This is a genomic window from Streptomyces sp. NPDC057743, assembly GCF_042798755.1.
Classification (GTDB): Bacteria; Actinomycetota; Actinomycetes; order Streptomycetales; family Streptomycetaceae; genus Streptomyces.
Map to the genome: position 1 here is coordinate 137,838 of NZ_JBHVJX010000018.1, position 16,132 is coordinate 153,969.

The following is a 16,132-nucleotide window of genomic DNA, read 5'->3' on the forward strand; positions in this document are numbered from 1 at the left end:
CCGGCTCCCCTTCAATTCCCGGCCACCCGCCCCTCATGCCACCGCCGCCGCCCGTACGCAGAGCACATCCGGCAGGTGGCGGGCGAGCTGCCGCCAGCTGTCGCCGTCGTCGGCGCTGGCGTAGACCTCGCCGTTGCGATTGCCGAAATACACCCCCGCGGGGTCGGCGTCGTCAACGGAGAGGGCGTCCCGCAGCACCGTGCCGTAGTGGTCCTCCTCGGGCAGCCCGGCGGACAGCGGCTCCCAGCTCGCGCCGGCGTCACAGGTGCGGAAGACCCGGCAGCGGTGCTCGGCCGGCACCCGGTCGATGTCGGCGGTGATCGGGAAGAGGTAGGCGACCTGGCCTCTTCGGGGGTGCGTGGCCACCGCGAAGCCGAAGTCCGAGGGCAGACCGCCGCCGATGTCCGTCCAGCTCGCCCCGGAGTCGTCCGAGCGGTAGACGCCCCAGTGGTTTTGGAGGTAGAGCCGGTCGCGGTCGGCCGCGTCCTGCGCGATCTTGTGGACGCACTGGCCGAACTCGGGGTGCTGGTCGGGCAGGAAGACCGCCTTGACGCCCTCGTTGGACGGGGCCCAACTGGCGCCGCCGTCGCGGGTGCGGAACACCCCGGCCGCGGAGACCGCGACCGTCACCGCGGCGGCGTCCCGCGGATCGGTGACCACGGTGTGCACGGCCAACCCACCGCCACCGGGCACCCACTTCTCCCGGCTGGGGTGCTCCCACAGCGCGCGGACCAGCTCGAAGGTCTCGCCGCGGTCCTCGGAGCGGAACAGGCCGCCGGGCTCGGTGCCGGCGTAGACCACCTCCGGCGCCGCGGGGCCCGCGGGGTGCAGCTGCCACACCCGCTCCAGCGAAGTCCCGGTGTCCTTCGGGTACTTGACCGGTGGGCGGGCGGGCTCGTGCCAGGTCTCGCCCAGGTCGTCGGAGTGGAAGACCGACGGCCCCCAGTGCGCGCTGTCGGCGCCGGCCAGCAGCCGGGGCCGGGCACCGCGGGTGTCGATCGCGAGGGAGTACACCGCCTGCGCGGGGAAGTGCGCTCCGCTCAACTGCCAGGTGCCGCGCCGTCGGCGGCCGATGAACAGCCCTTTGCGGGTGCCCACCGCGAGGAGTACGTCTGTCATGCCGGAACACCTCCGGGACGCCGTTGTCTCAGATGTCGTCAGTGTGCACCCGACCACTGACAACGGCCGTCCCGAACGGTGTTGGCGCAGGTCAGACGGCCCGGTGGTACTGCGGCGGCACGTGGACGTCGGCGCCGAGTTCGCGGGCGGCGTGCTGGGCGAAGCTGGGCGAGCGCAGCAGCTCGCGGCCGAGCAGCACCGCGTCGGCCTGGCCGTCCGCGACGATCTTCTCGGCCTGCTGGGCCTCGGTGATCAGGCCGACGGCGCCCACCGCGAGGCCGGCCTCCTTCTTGACCCGCTCCGCGAACGGCACCTGGTAGCCGGGACCCACCGCGATCCGCGCGTCCGGGGCGTTGCCGCCCGAGGAGGTGTCCAGCAGATCGACGCCGTGCTCCTTGAGGTCGCGGGCGAACCGCACGGTGTCGTCGGCGGTCCAGCCCACACGGTCGTCGCCGTCGTCCTCGCTGAGCCAGTCGGTCGCCGAGATCCGGAAGAACAGCGGGAGTTCGTCGGGCCAGACCGCGCGCACGGCGTCCACGATCTCCAGCGCCAGCCGGGTGCGGTTCTCGTAGGAGCCGCCGTAGGCGTCGGTGCGGTGGTTGGTGAACGGAGAGAGGAACTCGTTGATCAGGTAGCCGTGCGCACCGTGGATCTCGACGACCTGGAAGCCGGCGTCCAGCGCCCGGCGCGCGGTCGCCGCGAACTCCTCGACGATCGTGGCGAGCTGCTCCGTGGACAGCTCGGTGGGGGCGGCGTGGCCCTCGTCGAACGCCAGCGGGCTCGGGGCGACCGGCTGCCAGCCGTACCCCTCGCCGGGCCGGATCGGGGCGCCGCGATCCACCCAGGGCCGCTCGGTGGACGCCTTGCGGCCGGCGTGCGCGATCTGGATGCCGGGGACGCTGTTCTGGGCCTTGATCGCATCGGTGATCCGGCGGAACGCGGCGGTCTGGGTGTCGTTCCACAGCCCGAGGTCGTAGGGGCTGATCCGGCCCTCCGGGCTGACCGCGGTCGCCTCCGCGAGGATCAGGCCGGTGCCGCCCGCCGCCCGGGCCACAAGGTGCTGGAAGTGCCAGTCACCGGGCGCGCCCTGCTCCGGCCCCTCGGGGGCCGCCGAGTACTGGCACATCGGCGCCATCCAGAGGCGGTTGGGGATGGTCAGCGCGCGGAGGTTGAGGGGCTCGAAGAGTGCGCTCACGGCAGGCTCCTGTACCTGGACGACGGAACGGCGGGGCGGGACCCGACCGGGCCCCGCTCATACGATAGGCGTCGTAGTACGGCAGATGTCAAACTACGATGGCCCTCGTACAATGGGCTGGTAAAGGTCGCCGCCACCCGGGAACGCCGGGGCAGGCGCGCCACAGCCCACTGGATTCGCAGGACAGGAGCGGTCATGTCGCCCGAAACGCCCGCCGCCGGGACCGCCTCGGGCGCCCGGTCGCTGCCCCACCCGTCCCGCGAGGAGATCCGGCTCGCCCAGGTGCTGCACGCGCTCGCCGACCCCATGCGGCTGCGCATCGTCTGCGTGCTGGCCGCCGCCGACGACGAGTTGAACTGCGCGGACATCGAGCTCCCGGTCAGCAAGTCGACCTGTACGCACCACTACCGGGTGCTCCGCGAACACGGCGTGATCCAGCAGGTCTACCGCGGCACCGCCAAGATGAACGGCCTGCGCCGGGACGACCTCGACGCGCTCTTCCCCGGCCTGATCGACGGCGTCCTGCGCGCGGCCGGCCTCCAGGACCGCCGCCTCAGCGAAGCGCACTGAAAGCGAAGCACGCTGAAGAGAGCTGAAGAGGAGTGCGCTGAAGCGAAGCGCACGGAACGGGCCCGCGCCCGCCCCGACTGGGGCCCACACGACCCCGACCCCGACCCCTGGGACGGGCCCTAGTGCCCCACCATCGTCGACCGCGCCGCCCGCAACAGCCCGTCCCAGTCGGCGAGTTTGACCGTGCCGCGCCCCAGCCCGCGTCCCCGCTCGGCCTCCGCCGCCTCGATGGCCAACCAGCCGCGCCAGGGCACCGGCCGCGCCCCGGCCCGCTCCAGCGCCGCCACCGGATCGGTGGCCACCTGCCGTCGCGCCAGCGCCGCCGCGTCCGCCAGCAACGAGGTCGCGGTCTCCTTGGCGCACGGCCGGTTGGTGCCGATCACCCCCGTGGGGCCGCGCTTGATCCACCCCGCCACATACACGCCCGGGTACGGCGCCCCGTCCTTCAGGACCCGTCCGCCCGCGTGCGGCACCGTCCCGGTCGCCTCGTCGAACGGCAGCCCCTGCTGCGGCAGCCCCCGGTAGCCCACCGACCGCAGCACCAACTGCCCCGCGATCTCCTCGTGTTCGCCGGTCCCCATGACCCCGCCCCGCCCGTCGGGCGCGGTCCGCTCGAACCGCACCGCCCGCACCCCGGACGCCGGATCGCCGAGGATCTCCACCGGCCGCAGGAAGAACCGCAGATGGATCCGGCGCACCCGCCCCGTCCCGGCCGCGCGCTCCACCGGCCGCTCGGCCCAGTCGCGCAGCACCTCCACGTTGCGCCGCGCCGGGGCCGGCAGCGCACCGGGATCCCGGTACCCCGGATCCAGCGCCAACTCCTCGGGTCGGACCACCACTTGGGTGCCGGGCAACGCCCCCAGCTCCCGCAACTCCTTGGTGGTGAACTTGGCCTGCGACGGCCCCCGCCGCCCCACCATCCACACGTCCTCGACCGCACTGTCGGCCAGCGCCCCGAGCGCCTCCTGCGGCATGTCGGTCGCGGCCAGCTCGGCGGCGCCCCGGGACAACATCCGCGCCACGTCCACCGCGACGTTCCCCACCCCGATCACCACCGCCGAACGCGCCGTCAGGTGGAAGGCGTCGGCCGCCGCGTCCGGGTGCGCGCTGTACCAGGCGACGAAGTCGGTGGCCGGATGGCTACCGGGCAACTCCTCCCCGGGGACGTTCAGATGTCGGTCCGTGGCGGCGCCCACGCAGAACACCACCGCATGGAACATCTCCCGCAACTGCGCGAGCCCCACCCCGCCCTCGCCCACCTCCACATTGCCCAGGAAGTGCACCCGGGGATGCTCCAACACCGTCCGCAGGTTGTTCTGCAGCGACTTGATCTTCTCGTGGTCGGGCGCCACGCCGTACCGCACCAGTCCGTATGGACATGGCAGCCGGTCCAGGACGTAGACGTCGAGGTCCGGGACGGCCTCCTGCCCGACCAGGGTCTGGGCGGTGTAGACACCGCTCGGTCCGGAACCGATCACAGCGACACGAAGCACGGGTGGCCCCTTCCGCGGAGTACCCCCAGGATCGCACCCGGGAGCGTGCGGCGGGAGAGCTGCGCTATCGGGGTTGCTCCCGGTGGGATGAGCGTGCCGCGCCCCTTGGCCGGGTGAGCTGGGGGCTAGGTTTTTGTTTGTGTCGGAAAGTGAGTTTTATACCGATAACCACCGATATAAAGCGCAGGGCGGGGCATCGGAGTGGCCCGACTGGGAGCTTCAGGCGCACGGTTCGGCCGCGTCCGAACTCGGCCCCTGGTTCAGCGCCCGCCTGACCTTCCCCCACGGTGCCCGGATCGACGTCCTGGTGACCGCCGCCGGCGACCACCTCACCGTCGAGGACGTCCGCGCCGACCCGCCCCTGACACTGGACGCCCTGTCCGCCCTCGCCCACTGGATCGAGGGCCCGCTCGACGACGCCTGCCGCGCCGCCACCGGCCGCCCACCGAAGTCCGCGCCCGCCCCCGAGGCCCCTGCCGCACCGGAGGGCGCCGACAGTCCCACCCGCCCCCGGGAGGCGCACCCGCATCCGCCGCACCCGGCGGACGAGGTCGTCCACGGCGAGGGCGCACTCTGCGGCGCGGGCGCGGACCCACGGGCCGGCGCGGGGGGTGGGGCGGCGACCGGCGCGCCGGTCGAGGCGGTCGCCGACGCACCGTCCGGGGCGGCAACTGCCGCCGACGGCACGTCAGAAGCGGACGGCACCCCGGGCCGGGAACCGGACGCCGCGGCCCGCTCCACCGTCCTCGTGCGCTCGCGCGCCGGCGAACGGCGCAAGATCGCGGCGGCCGCCTACCGCGCGGCCCAACAGGAAGGCCAGGACCCCGTCCTCGCCGTCATGAACGCCACCGGCCGGAACCGCCGCCGGGCGCTGCGGCTGATCGCCGGCGCCCGCGACGCCGGACTGCTGACGCCGCGCCACAACAAGCGCTAGGGCGCTTCTGACGGATCTCCGCGGCGTCGCGGCGTCTGGCACGCACGCTCGCGGCGTTGCCGAAATGCCCCCATAGCTCCGCTATGAAGCCATCCCGGCGCCTTGCGATCGCACGCACCAGACGCCGCTCCTTCCTCCACGGAGATCCGTCAGAAGCGCCCTAGGCGCGGCGAGGTAACCGGCCCTGGATTCCCGTCCGTTCGCGCCCCTGCACCACTGCACGGCTGCCTCACCACACAGTGTGGATCTGCCCGGGGCTGCTTGGATCGCCCCGCGTTACGCGTCGGGGTGTCCCCGTGTCGTCGACCCCTCAGGGGGGCGTTCGCCCGGTGGTGCGCCCATCTCCCAGTCCAGTCCGTACCGTTGGAACAGCTCGGCGCGGAGCCGGACCCGGGGCATCTGCGCTCCCTGGAGCAGCATCGGCACCACCGAACCCATCAACAACGCCCGCAGCATCGGGTAGTCGGCATCCGGATCCGCCGACCCGTAGGCCACCACCGTCTCGCGCAGCAACTGGGCCAGCCGCTGCTGCTCGGGGCACTGGATGAAGCCCGAGGCGGTCAGGATTCCGGCCATGTGCGTCCGCATCAGCAGCGGTTCGTCGTGCGCCAGCCCCAGGATCGCGTCGATCGCCCGGGACAGCAGTTCCCGCCCGGCGTCCGGCCCGGTCGGTCGCGGTTCGCGCTCCAGCGCGGCCTGGAGGGTGCGGTGCATCAGCCGATGCACGGCCGACTGCAACAACTGGTGCTTGCTGGGGAAGTAGTACGAGATCAGGCCGCGGGCCGCCCCCGCGCGCTGCGCGATGTCGCCGAGCGTGGTCGCCTCGTAACCGCGCTCCCGTACCAGCTCGACCGTCGCCTGCAACAGTCGCTCGCGGGAGCGCCGTCGCAATTCTTCATTGACCGATGCGCTGCGGGGGGACATGCTGTAACTCCTGCGTTGACTGGCTGAGAGCCAATATACTCAGCACAGGCCGGACGCCCGCCCGTAGGGGGGCGAATCCGGCTGAGCTGCCTGATTCGGGCGACGCGGGGGATCGTCCGAATCGGGAAGCGTGAGGGCCGGAACGGCCGTGGTGCACTGCGTGGTTGGCAGTGGTGCGGCGGGCGTTCCGGCCCTTTGTGGTGGTGGGGCGGGGGAGCGGTCAGGCCAGGGCGCGTTGGGCGGGGGCGGCGACCTCGGGGTCGTCGAGGTGCCAGTGCAGGTCGCGGATGTCCGGCTCCAGGGAGAGGCGGGCGATGACCTGTTCCAGTGCCTGGGCGAGGTTGCCGGAGACGGCGGCGGTGGCGCGGATGCCGGTGGTGTCCTCGGTGTCGCGGCTGGCCCGCAGGCTGATGGGGGTCAGGTCACAGGCGCTGAGCGCCTGGAGCAGCAGGGCGCGGATGTGCGTCTCGGCCCGGCGCTCGCAGACCACGTGCACGGTGGCGTGCACCGCCTCGTCGGGGTCGGAGCCGGCGGCCGGCGCCCGGTCCAGCAGCCGGCCGGCCGGGCGCAGGACGAGGTGGACACCGAGGACGGCGAGGGTGCCGATGGCGGCGAGTTCGAGCCGTCCCGAGGCGGCCAGCACGCCGACCGCGGCGGAACACCACAGGGTGGCGGCGGTGTTCAGCCCGCGGACCCCCGCGCCGTTGCGGAGGATCACGCCGCCGCCGAGGAAGCCGATGCCGGAGACGACGTACGAGGCGACCCGGGTCGGGCTGCCGGAGTCGCCGACGGCCGTGCTGTAGAGGACGAAGAGGGTGGCGCCGGCGGCGACCAGCGCGTTGGTGCGCAGCCCCGCCATGCGGGCGCGCCACTGGCGCTCGACACCGATGAGCGCCCCGCAGGCCACGCCGGTGGCGAGCCGGACCACGAAGTCGATGAGGGACAGGGTGCGCATGGCAGCGCCTCCTTCGGGGCTGGTGGGGTGCGGGGGCCGGGGGTGACGGGCGGCCGAACGGTCAGTGGCCGAGGGCCACTTCGACGACCTTGAGGATCACCAGGACCATGGCGACCAGCAGGTAGGTCCGCAGGGCGGTCAGGCCGACCTTGTGGCCGGTGGAGAGGATCGGCCGGGGCAGGGTCTCCAGCGGCGGCATCCGCCAGTCGTCGCGGCCGGTGCGGTCCACCGGCCGGCCGCCCAGCGCCCAGCCCTTGCGGCGGCGCCGCACCTCCGCGTACCCCAGCGCCAGCACCCCGGCCGCGCCGCAGCCGGCCATGATGCCGAGGATGGCGGAGGCGTCGATGTCCGGGAAGAGCACGGCGGCGGTGAGGATGACCGACAGGGTGACCAGCACGCCGACGACGGCGGCCGTGAAGGCGTTGGTGCGGGGGCCGTTGACCCAAGGGCCGAGCACCGTGCGGTCGTTGCACAGCAGGAGCAGGAAGACCGAAGCGGACGGCAGCAGCACCCCGGCCAGCGTCTGCACGCCCTCGGTGAGCAGGCCGAGCGGGGAGCCGGGGATCAGCACGATGGCGGCGGCCGCGGCGACCAGGCCGGCGTAGACGGCGTAGAAGCCCTTGGCGCCGCCGACGCCGCGGTGCAGGGAGTGCTTGATGCCGAAGACGTCGCCGATGGCGTAGGCGGTGGACAGGGAGACGGCGAAGGCGCCGATGATCGAGGCGTCGAGCAGGGCGATGGCGAAGAGGACCCCGGCCAACTTGCCGGCGTGCGCGGCCAGTCCGTGCGCGATGCCGGCGGTGTCGGTGAACGCGCCGACGCCATGGGTGCCGGCGAAGGCGGCGGCGGTGCACCCCATCAGGGCGGCGGCGCCGATCACCACGACGGCGATGCCGATCCACAGGTCGGCCTTCTCGTACGACATGAAGCGCGGGGTGATGCGCTTGTCGATGACGTAGGACTGCTGGAAGAAGAGCTGCCAGGGGGCGACGGTGGTGCCGACGATGCCGATGATCAGCAGCATGACGGTGGACAACTGGCCGGGGCCGCCGGGGAGATGGGGGACGACGAAGTCGTGGGCCATCTGGCCGGTGGACGGGTGGACCATGAAGTAGAGCGGGACGAGCAGCAGCGAGGCCGCGCAGAGCCCGATGGCGATCCGCTCGAACCGCCGGAACGATCCGGTGAACGCGGAGGCGATGATGATGGCGGCGGCAAGCAGCACCGCGCCGACCTTCGGCAGGCCCAGGTAGCCGGCGGCCAGGGTGATGCCGATGAACTCCGTGACCAGGGTGAGGGCGTTGAGCAGGAACAGGTCGATGACGGAGAACGCGCCCCAGAACTTCCCGAACCGCTCCAGGATCAGGCGGGCGTGCCCGACTCCGGTGACGGCGCCGAGTCGGAGCACCATCTCCTGGTTGACGTAGAGGACGGGAATGAGCAGGAGCAGGGTCCACAGCAGGTGGGTGCCGTAGTTCTGGCCGGCCTGGCCGTAGGTGGCGAAGGCGCCGGCGTCGTTGTCGCCGACCATCACGATCAGACCGGGGCCGACTATCGCGAGCAGCGTCTTGAGCTTGGCGGACAGGCCCCGCCGCGGGGCGGTGTCGTCGTGCCGGATGGTGCCGAGCGCGCCGCGGATGTCGCCGATGTGCGCGTCGTCGAGGACGGCGGAGGCCGGCGCCGTCGGGGGCGCGGCGGGGGCCGTGGGGCGGATGGTGGTCTCGGTCATGGCTACCTCCCAAGTCCCCCTTGAGGGGGCGGAGTTGGGGGCACGCCGCAGCCATCCTCCCTGCGCGGGCGCGCAGCGCGACCTCCCGTTCCGGCGGCGGGCCGTACGGGGCGTGCTGCGGCGGGAGGCCGCGCAGGGAAGGTGGTTACCGCGTGCCGGAAGAATGCGAGGGCAGGCGGAGCAGGGGCCGTTGATGGCCCGGACTACTGCATTCCATGTCTCTCGCCTCCTTCCGGTCGGGGCGCCTGGGTGCGCCGTCGTCGATCCGGTAAGGAGCGGACCAGTCGCCGTCGACTGGTTCACCCCCACTCGTCAGAGCTTTGGCACGTCACGGCGTAGCCCCTGCGGGGCAGCCACCTGGGGTCACCCCTTGTGCCGGGGAGACCTGTCCTGATCCGGAGCGTCTCTCGACGGGTGGGATCAGTGGCCTGTGTCCGTGACGACGCCTCACCGAACGAGGTGACCGCTGTCAAAACCTCTAGGAGTCTAGACCCGTCGACGGAGTTACTTGCGCAGATGTGCAAGTTTTTGACCGACTCTTAACCCTGCGGCCACCTTTGGGCCCCGCCGTGCCGGTCGAGCCGCTGGACACCGCCCGGCTCCCGGGTGAGCATGAGCCGCATGTCCGAGCACCCCCGGCCCGACGAGGCGGGCGACCACGGCACCCCGGCCGAGCGACTGGACCGCATCGAGGCGCTGTTGGCGCCGGCGGTGACGGGACTGGACGAGGCCGGGCGGCGGCTGCGGCCGGCCTGGCGACGGGTCACCCGCGGCGAACCCCGCTGGCCGTCGACGCTGGCGGTGCTGGTGGCGGTGGTGCTCCAGTGGCGGCTGCCGGAGCGGCTGGCGATCCATCCGACGTGGCTCTTGCCGGGGTTGGAGGCGGCGCTGCTGCTCGTGCTGGTGGCGGCCGACCCGGTCCGCATCGAGCGGGTCTCCCGGCTCTACCGGTGGGCGGGGCTGGCGCTGATCGCGCTGATCAGCACGGCGAACGGCTGGTCCGCGGTGCATCTGGTGATCGGCCTGGTGCGCGGCACGGAGGGCGAGGACGCCGGGCCGCTGCTGGCCACCGGCGGCGCCATCTGGCTCACCAACGTCCTCGCCTTCGCGCTCTGGTACTGGGAGTGGGACCGCGGCGGGCCGGTCGCCAGGGTCCACGCGGTGCGCCGCTACCCCGACTTCCTCTTCCCGCAGATGGCGACGCCGGCGCTGGCTCCGGAGCACTGGGAGCCGCAGTTCGCCGACTACCTGTACCTGTCCTTCACCAACGCCACCGCGTTCAGCCCAACCGACGTGATGCCGCTGACCCGTTGGGCGAAGCTGCTGATGCTGTTGCAGTCGGCGGTCTCGCTGCTGACCGTCGTGCTCGTGGTGGCCCGCGCGGTGAACATCCTCAAGTGACGTGCCGTCAGGCGCCGTTGGCGACGAAAAAGGTGCGACCCGGTGCGTGTGAAGCTCGCGTTGCGAGGGTATGGCGACGTCATGACGGGGGGATGAGACCGTCATGAGAAGCCGATGAACATCTGCGTGAAGAGGCAAATGTTTGGCGGAGTCTTGACTGCGCGGGCCGTGACCAATCGGTGACAGGTCTCTGACCTGCGGTTTTGCCTCGCGGCGACGAAGATCCCGAAAACAATCTCCGCCTGGAGTCAATTCTTTCCCACGGCGTAGTTAGGCTCCGGGGTCGGTTTGCCGGTGCGGCCTGCCCAAGTGGCCCGCGGCGACTTTCACAATGTGTTCGAATGCTGGATTGGGGTGCCCGATCGGCGAACCCGTGCCTGGTCAGCGGCATCTGTAGGGGCGAATGTCCGAGGGTCTCCACCCACCGGCACCGAACAAAGGCATATCGATGTCGTCGCCCCTTCTCGAATCGTCCTTCGAGCCGTCAGAGCCCGCCGTCGTGCGGGCCGTATACCGCACCGCCGGCACCCCGGCCCCGCGGACCCTGCTCGACGTGCTCGACGCCACCGCCGCCGCACACCCCCAGGCGCTCGCCCTGGACACCGGCACCGAGGCGATCACCTACCACGACCTGTGTAGCGAGATCGAACGACGCGCGCGACAGCTTCGGCAGCAAGGGATCGGCCCCGGTGACCGGGTCGGCGTGCGCGTGCCGTCCGGAACCGCCGAGCTGTACCTCTCGATCCTCGCCGTCCTGCGCAGCGGCGCCGCGTACGTACCGGTCGACGCCGATGACCCCGACGAGCGGGCCGCCACCGTCTTCCGGGAGGCCGCCGTCTGCGCCGTCCTCGGCCCGGACACCTCGCCGCCCGGACTCGCCCGACCCACCGGGGTGCAGCGTCCCCCGGCCCCCCAGGACGACGCCTGGATCATCTTCACTTCGGGTTCGACCGGGGCGCCCAAGGGCGTTGCGGTCAGCCACCGTTCCGCCGCCGCGTTCGTCGACGCCGAGGCCGGCCTCTTCTGCCAGGACCGGCCGCTGGGCCCCGGCGACCGGGTGCTGGCCGGGCTGTCCGTCGCCTTCGACGCCTCCTGCGAGGAGATGTGGCTGGCCTGGCGGAACGGCGCCTGCCTGGTCCCCGCCCCCCGCTCGCTGGTCCGGGCCGGCCACGAGCTCGGCCCGTGGCTGGTGGAGCGCGGCATCACCGTGGTCTCCACCGTCCCGACCCTCGCCGCGCTCTGGCCCGACGAGTCGATGCACCGGGTCCGCCTGCTGATCGTGGGCGGCGAGTCCTGCCCCGCCGGGCTCGTCGACCGCTTCGCCGGCCCCGGCCGCGAGATGTGGAACACCTACGGCCCCACCGAGGCCACCGTCGTCGCCTGCGCCGCCCGCCTCCAGCCGGGCCAACCGGTCCGCATCGGCCTGCCGCTTGCGGGCTGGCAGCTCGCCGTCGTCGACCGCGAGGGGCGGCCGGTGTCCTACGGCGAGGAGGGCGAGCTGGTCATCGGCGGCGTCGGCAACGCCCGCTACCTCGACCCCGCCAAGGACGCCGAACGGTACGTCCCCGACGACGTCCTCCAGACCGACCGCGCCTACCGCACCGGCGACCTGGTGCGCGCCGAACCCGAGGGCCTGCTCTTCGTCGGCCGCGCCGACGACCAGATCAAACTCGGCGGCCGCCGGATCGAACTGGGCGAGATCGACGCCGCGTTGGGCGCCCTGCCCGGCGTCCGCGGTGCGGCCGCGGCCGTCCAGACCACCCCGGCCGGCACCCAGGTCCTGGTCGGCTATGTCGTCCCCGAGCAGCGCACCGGCGACGGCTCCAGCTTCCAGCAGGACAAGGCCCGCGCGCTGCTCAAGGAGAGACTGCCGGCGCAACTGGTGCCCGTCCTGGCCGAGGTCGAGAGCCTGCCCACCCGCACCTCCGGCAAGGTCGACCGCAAGGCGCTGCCCTGGCCGCTGCCGTCCACCCCGGCCGACAACGACCCCGGAGGCGCGGCCCCGGCCCTGCACGGCACCGCCGCCCGCCTCGCCGGCGTCTGGGAGGAACTCCTCGGCGTCCGGCCCGGGTTGGACAGTGACTTCGTCTCCCTCGGCGGCACCAGCCTGGTCGCCGCCCGGATGGCGTCCCAGCTCCGCGCCCACCACCCCGGCGTCTCCGTCGCCGACCTCTACCGCCACCCGGTGCTCCGCGACATGGCCGAGCACCTCGACTCGCTCGGCGGCCCGGTCGACGAGGCGCGCCCGGTCCGCCCGGTCCCGCGCCGCGCCGCCGCCGTCCAACTCCTCGTCCAGACCGCCCTGTACGGCGTCGCCGGGCTGCGCGGACTGGTCGGCCTGGCGCTCGCCGACAACGTGCTCGGGCTGCTCGCGCCGCAGGCGTGGGCCCCGCACACCGCCTGGTGGCTGGTGATCGTGGGCTGGGTGGTGCTCTTCAGCGCCCCCCTGCGCTGCGGGATCGGCGCGGCGGCCGCCCGGGTGCTGGCCGGCTCCATCAAGCCCGGCGCCTACCCGCGCGGCGGCGCCACCCACCTGCGGCTGTGGACCGCCGAACGCACCGTCGCCGCCTTCGGCGTCCCCTCCCTGCTCGGCACCCCCTGGGCCCGGCTCTACGCCCGCGCCCTGGGCTGCACCACCGGGCGCAACGTGGCCCTGCACACCATGCCGCCGGTCACCGGCCTCGCCGAACTCGGCGACGGATGCAGCGTCGAGCCCGAGGCGGACATCTCCGGCTGGTGGCTGGACGGCGACACCCTGCACATCGGCGCGGTCCGCATCGGCGCCGGCGCCCGGGTCGCCCACCGCAGCATGCTGATGCCAGGCGCAGTCGTCGGCCGGGACGCCGAACTCGCCGCCGGCGGCTGCCTCAGCGGCGAGATCCCCGACGGCGACCGGTGGACCGGTTCCCCGGCCCGCCCGGCCGGCGCCGCCGAGCGGATCGCCGGCACCGCCTGGCCCGCGCCCCACTACCGGCGCTCCCGCCGCTGGACCGCCGCCTACGGGCTCACGCTCCTCGGCCTGCCGCTGCTCGCCCTGGTCACCGCCGCCCCCGCGCTGGTCGGCGTGTACTTCCTGGTCCGCAACAGCAGCACGCTGCCCACCGTGGCGGTCCGACTGCTCGCCGCCGCCCCCGTCTTCGCGATCGTCACCACCCTCTGCTCGATCCTGGTGACCGCCGCGACCGTCCGGCTCCTCAGCCGCGGTCTCACCCCGGGGCTGCACCCGGCCAGCGGCGGCGTCGCTTGGCGCGCCTGGCTGATCACCCGCCTCCTCGACGGCGCCCGCGGCAGCCTCTTCCCGCTCTACGCCAGCCTCGGCACCCCGTACTGGCTGCGGCTGCTCGGCGCCAAGGTCGGCAAGCACGCCGAGATCTCCACCGTGCTGCCGCTGCCCTCCCTGCTGCACGTCGAGGACGGCGCCTTCCTCGCCGACGACACCCTGGTCGCCCCCTTCGAACTCCGCGGCGGCTGGCTGCGGTTGGGCCCCGTCCGGATCGGCCGCCGGGCCTTCGTCGGCAACTCCGGCATCGTCGACCCCGGCCACGACGTCGCCGACAACAGCCTGATCGGCGTGCTCTCCAACGCCCCCGCACAGGGCGAGCCGGGCTCCTCCTGGCTCGGCCGGCCCGCGATGCCGCTGCCCCGGGTGGCGACCCAGGCCGACCCGGCGCGCACCTTCGCACCGCCGCGGAAGCTGGTGCTGGCCCGGGCCGCCGTCGAACTGTGCCGGGTGCTGCCGCTGATGTGCGGCGTGGCGCTCGCCGAGGGCGTGTTCCTCACCGAACAGGACGCCTTCACCAACGGCGGCCTCGGCCTCGCCGCGCTGATCGGCGCCCCGCTGCTGCTGCTCTCGGGCCTCGTGGCGCTGCTCATCACCACCGCCGCGAAGTGGCTGCTGGTCGGCCGGTTCACGGTCAGCGAGCACCCGCTGTGGTCCTCGTTCGTCTGGCGCAACGAGCTCTACGACACCTTCGTCGAGTCGCTCGCCGTGCCGTCGATGGCCGGCGCGTTCACCGGTACCCCGGTCCTCAACTGGTGGCTGCGCAGCCTCGGCGCCAAGATCGGCCGCGGGGTCTGGCTGGAGACCTACTGGCTGCCGGAGACCGACCTGATCACCGTCGCCGACGGCGCCAGCGTCAACCGCGGCTGCGTCCTGCAGACCCACCTCTTCCACGACCGGATCATGCGGCTGGACACCGTCCGCCTCGCCGAGGGCGCCTCGCTGGGCCCGCACGGCATCGTGCTCCCCGGCACCGACGTCGGCGCCCGCGCCTCGATCGCACCGTCCTCGCTGGTCATGCGCGGGGAGAGCGTCCCCGCCCACACCCGCTGGGCCGGCAACCCGATCGCCGGCGAGCGCCCGGCCCGTCCCGCCGCGGCCCGCGCGAAGGGGGGTGCGGCCGCGTGACCCGATGCAGTCGGCGCGCCCTCATCCGAGGCGCCGCCCTACTGCCCCTCGCCGCGACGGTCGCGGACGGCCCCGGCGGACCGTTCGCCGAGCGGTACTTCCCCCGCCACGGCACCTACGCGCACGACACCGTCTCCTACGACCTGCACCTGGCCTACCGCCCCGCCGACGGCGGTCTGGACGGGCGGGCCCGTATCGAGGCGGTGGCCAACCAGCCCCTGGACCGGGTGGAGTTGGACCTGTCCCGGCTCTCCGTGCACAGCGCCAAGATCGACGGGACCCGGGTCCGCAGCCGCCAGCAGAACGGGAAGCTGTACCTTCAGACCCCGCGCCCGCTGCCCACCGGCGCCCACTTCACCATGGACGTCGGCTACCGCGGCCGGCCCAAACCGGTGCGCTCCCCGTTCGGCCCGATCGGCTGGGACCGCACCGGCGACCCGCACAACGGGACGATGGTCGCCTCCCAGCCACTGGGTGCCCCGTCGTGGTTCCCGTGCAACGACCGCCCGGACGACAAGGCGGCCTTCACCTTCCGGATCGGCGTCCCGCCCGGCCAGCACGCGCTCGCCAACGGGACCCTGCTCGAACGCCGGCGCAGCGGACGGCACGAGTGGTGGACCTACCACCACCCCGGCCCCATGGCCCCCTACCTCGCGGCGCTCTACACGGGCCGCTTCCGGCACGACAGCGACACCGTCCGGCCCGGCGCGGGCCACCCGTCGATCGCCCTGCACAACTCCTATCCCACGTGGATGGCCGAGGAGGCGGCCCACGACCTGGCCCGCCAGCCGGAGATGCTGCGGGCGTTCAGCGCGCTCTTCGGCCGCTACCCGTTCGAGGCGTACGGCGCGGTGGTGGTCGACGCCGAACTCGCCGCGCCGGTCGAGAACCAGACCCGGTCGGTGTTCGGCTGCAACCACATCGACGGCCAGCGCGGCTCGGAGACCCTGGTGGCGCACGAGATCGCCCACCAGTGGTTCGGCAACAGCGTCAGCCTGCGCGACTGGCGCAACATCTGGCTCAACGAGGGCTTTGCCACCTACGCGGAGTGGCTGTGGTCCGAGCACATCGGCGAGGACTCGGCCGACGAGATCGCCCACCACGAATGGCGCGCGCTGCGCGGCCGCCCCCAGGACCTGCGGATCGCCGACCCCGGCCAGCGCCGGATCTTCGACGACCGGATCTACGTCCGGGGCGCCTGCGCCCTGCACGCGCTCCGCCGGGCCGTGGGCGACCAGCGGTTCTTCGAGGTGCTCCGCGGCTGGCACGGCGCCCACCGCGGCGCCGCCGCCGGCACCGCGGCGTTCCTCGCGCACGCCGAACGCACCGCCGGCGGCCACATCCGCCCGCTGCTGCACTCCTGGCTCTACGAGAAGCCGCTGCCCACGCTGGCGGCCTGAGCCA

At 73.2% G+C, this 16,132-nt stretch carries 11 protein-coding genes and 1 riboswitch; of the genes, 5 read left to right on the forward strand and 6 right to left on the reverse strand.

What is annotated here, in order from left to right; translation table 11 throughout:
- Positions 1 to 33: 33 nt before the first annotated feature.
- Positions 34 to 1,119 (reverse strand): WD40/YVTN/BNR-like repeat-containing protein, encoded by a 1,086-nt coding sequence (locus ACFVFQ_RS22015; protein ID WP_383418592.1) that lies wholly within the window; start codon positions 1,117 to 1,119, stop codon positions 34 to 36.
- A 91-nt stretch (positions 1,120 to 1,210) separates the two neighbouring features.
- Complete coding sequence (locus ACFVFQ_RS22020) at positions 1,211 to 2,314, reverse strand: NADH:flavin oxidoreductase/NADH oxidase (protein ID WP_383418594.1); 1,104 nt, start codon at positions 2,312 to 2,314, stop codon at positions 1,211 to 1,213.
- Between the two features lie 195 nt (positions 2,315 to 2,509).
- On the opposite strand from ACFVFQ_RS22020, the gene ACFVFQ_RS22025 reads away from it, so the two are divergent.
- Positions 2,510 to 2,884 (forward strand): ArsR/SmtB family transcription factor, encoded by a 375-nt coding sequence (locus ACFVFQ_RS22025; protein WP_383418596.1) that lies wholly within the window; start codon positions 2,510 to 2,512, stop codon positions 2,882 to 2,884.
- A 119-nt stretch (positions 2,885 to 3,003) separates the two neighbouring features.
- Here ACFVFQ_RS22025 and ACFVFQ_RS22030 read toward each other — a convergent pair whose 3' ends face one another.
- On the reverse strand, positions 3,004 to 4,377 hold the full coding sequence (locus tag ACFVFQ_RS22030; protein ID WP_383418598.1) for an FAD-dependent oxidoreductase: 1,374 nt from the start codon (positions 4,375 to 4,377) through the stop codon (positions 3,004 to 3,006).
- Positions 4,378 to 4,516: 139 nt separating this feature from the next.
- On the opposite strand from ACFVFQ_RS22030, the gene ACFVFQ_RS22035 reads away from it, so the two are divergent.
- Positions 4,517 to 5,311 carry a DUF6214 family protein gene (locus ACFVFQ_RS22035; RefSeq protein WP_383418601.1) on the forward strand — a complete coding sequence of 265 codons (795 nt, stop codon included), beginning with the start codon at positions 4,517 to 4,519 and terminating at the stop codon, positions 5,309 to 5,311.
- A 276-nt stretch (positions 5,312 to 5,587) separates the two neighbouring features.
- On the opposite strand, the gene ACFVFQ_RS22040 is transcribed toward ACFVFQ_RS22035, so the two are convergent.
- The 3 genes from ACFVFQ_RS22040 to ACFVFQ_RS22050 form a co-directional block, all read right to left on the reverse strand.
- The gene (locus ACFVFQ_RS22040; protein ID WP_383418603.1) at positions 5,588 to 6,235 is read right to left on the reverse strand and encodes a TetR/AcrR family transcriptional regulator; all 648 of its coding nucleotides are present in this window, start codon (positions 6,233 to 6,235) and stop codon (positions 5,588 to 5,590) included.
- A 220-nt stretch (positions 6,236 to 6,455) separates the two neighbouring features.
- Positions 6,456 to 7,190, reverse strand: coding sequence for an MgtC/SapB family protein (locus ACFVFQ_RS22045; RefSeq protein ID WP_383418605.1), 735 nt, complete (start codon positions 7,188 to 7,190; stop codon positions 6,456 to 6,458).
- Between the two features lie 61 nt (positions 7,191 to 7,251).
- Positions 7,252 to 8,919 (reverse strand): NRAMP family divalent metal transporter, encoded by a 1,668-nt coding sequence (locus tag ACFVFQ_RS22050; RefSeq protein ID WP_383418607.1) that lies wholly within the window; start codon positions 8,917 to 8,919, stop codon positions 7,252 to 7,254.
- A gap of 296 nt (positions 8,920 to 9,215) precedes the next feature.
- Positions 9,216 to 9,385: riboswitch (M-box (ykoK) riboswitch) on the reverse strand.
- A 155-nt stretch (positions 9,386 to 9,540) separates the two neighbouring features.
- Between ACFVFQ_RS22050 and ACFVFQ_RS22055 the strand changes: the two genes are divergently transcribed.
- From ACFVFQ_RS22055 to ACFVFQ_RS22065, 3 genes are all read left to right on the forward strand, one after another.
- Complete coding sequence (locus tag ACFVFQ_RS22055; RefSeq protein ID WP_383418609.1) at positions 9,541 to 10,320, forward strand: hypothetical protein; 780 nt, start codon at positions 9,541 to 9,543, stop codon at positions 10,318 to 10,320.
- Positions 10,321 to 10,768: 448 nt separating this feature from the next.
- On the forward strand, positions 10,769 to 14,728 hold the full coding sequence (gene pls / locus ACFVFQ_RS22060; protein ID WP_383418611.1) for an epsilon-poly-L-lysine synthase Pls: 3,960 nt from the start codon (positions 10,769 to 10,771) through the stop codon (positions 14,726 to 14,728).
- On the forward strand, positions 14,725 to 16,128 hold the full coding sequence (locus ACFVFQ_RS22065; protein ID WP_383418613.1) for a M1 family metallopeptidase: 1,404 nt from the start codon (positions 14,725 to 14,727) through the stop codon (positions 16,126 to 16,128). Before pls ends, ACFVFQ_RS22065 begins: the two co-directional genes overlap by 4 nt.
- Positions 16,129 to 16,132 lie beyond the last annotated feature (4 nt).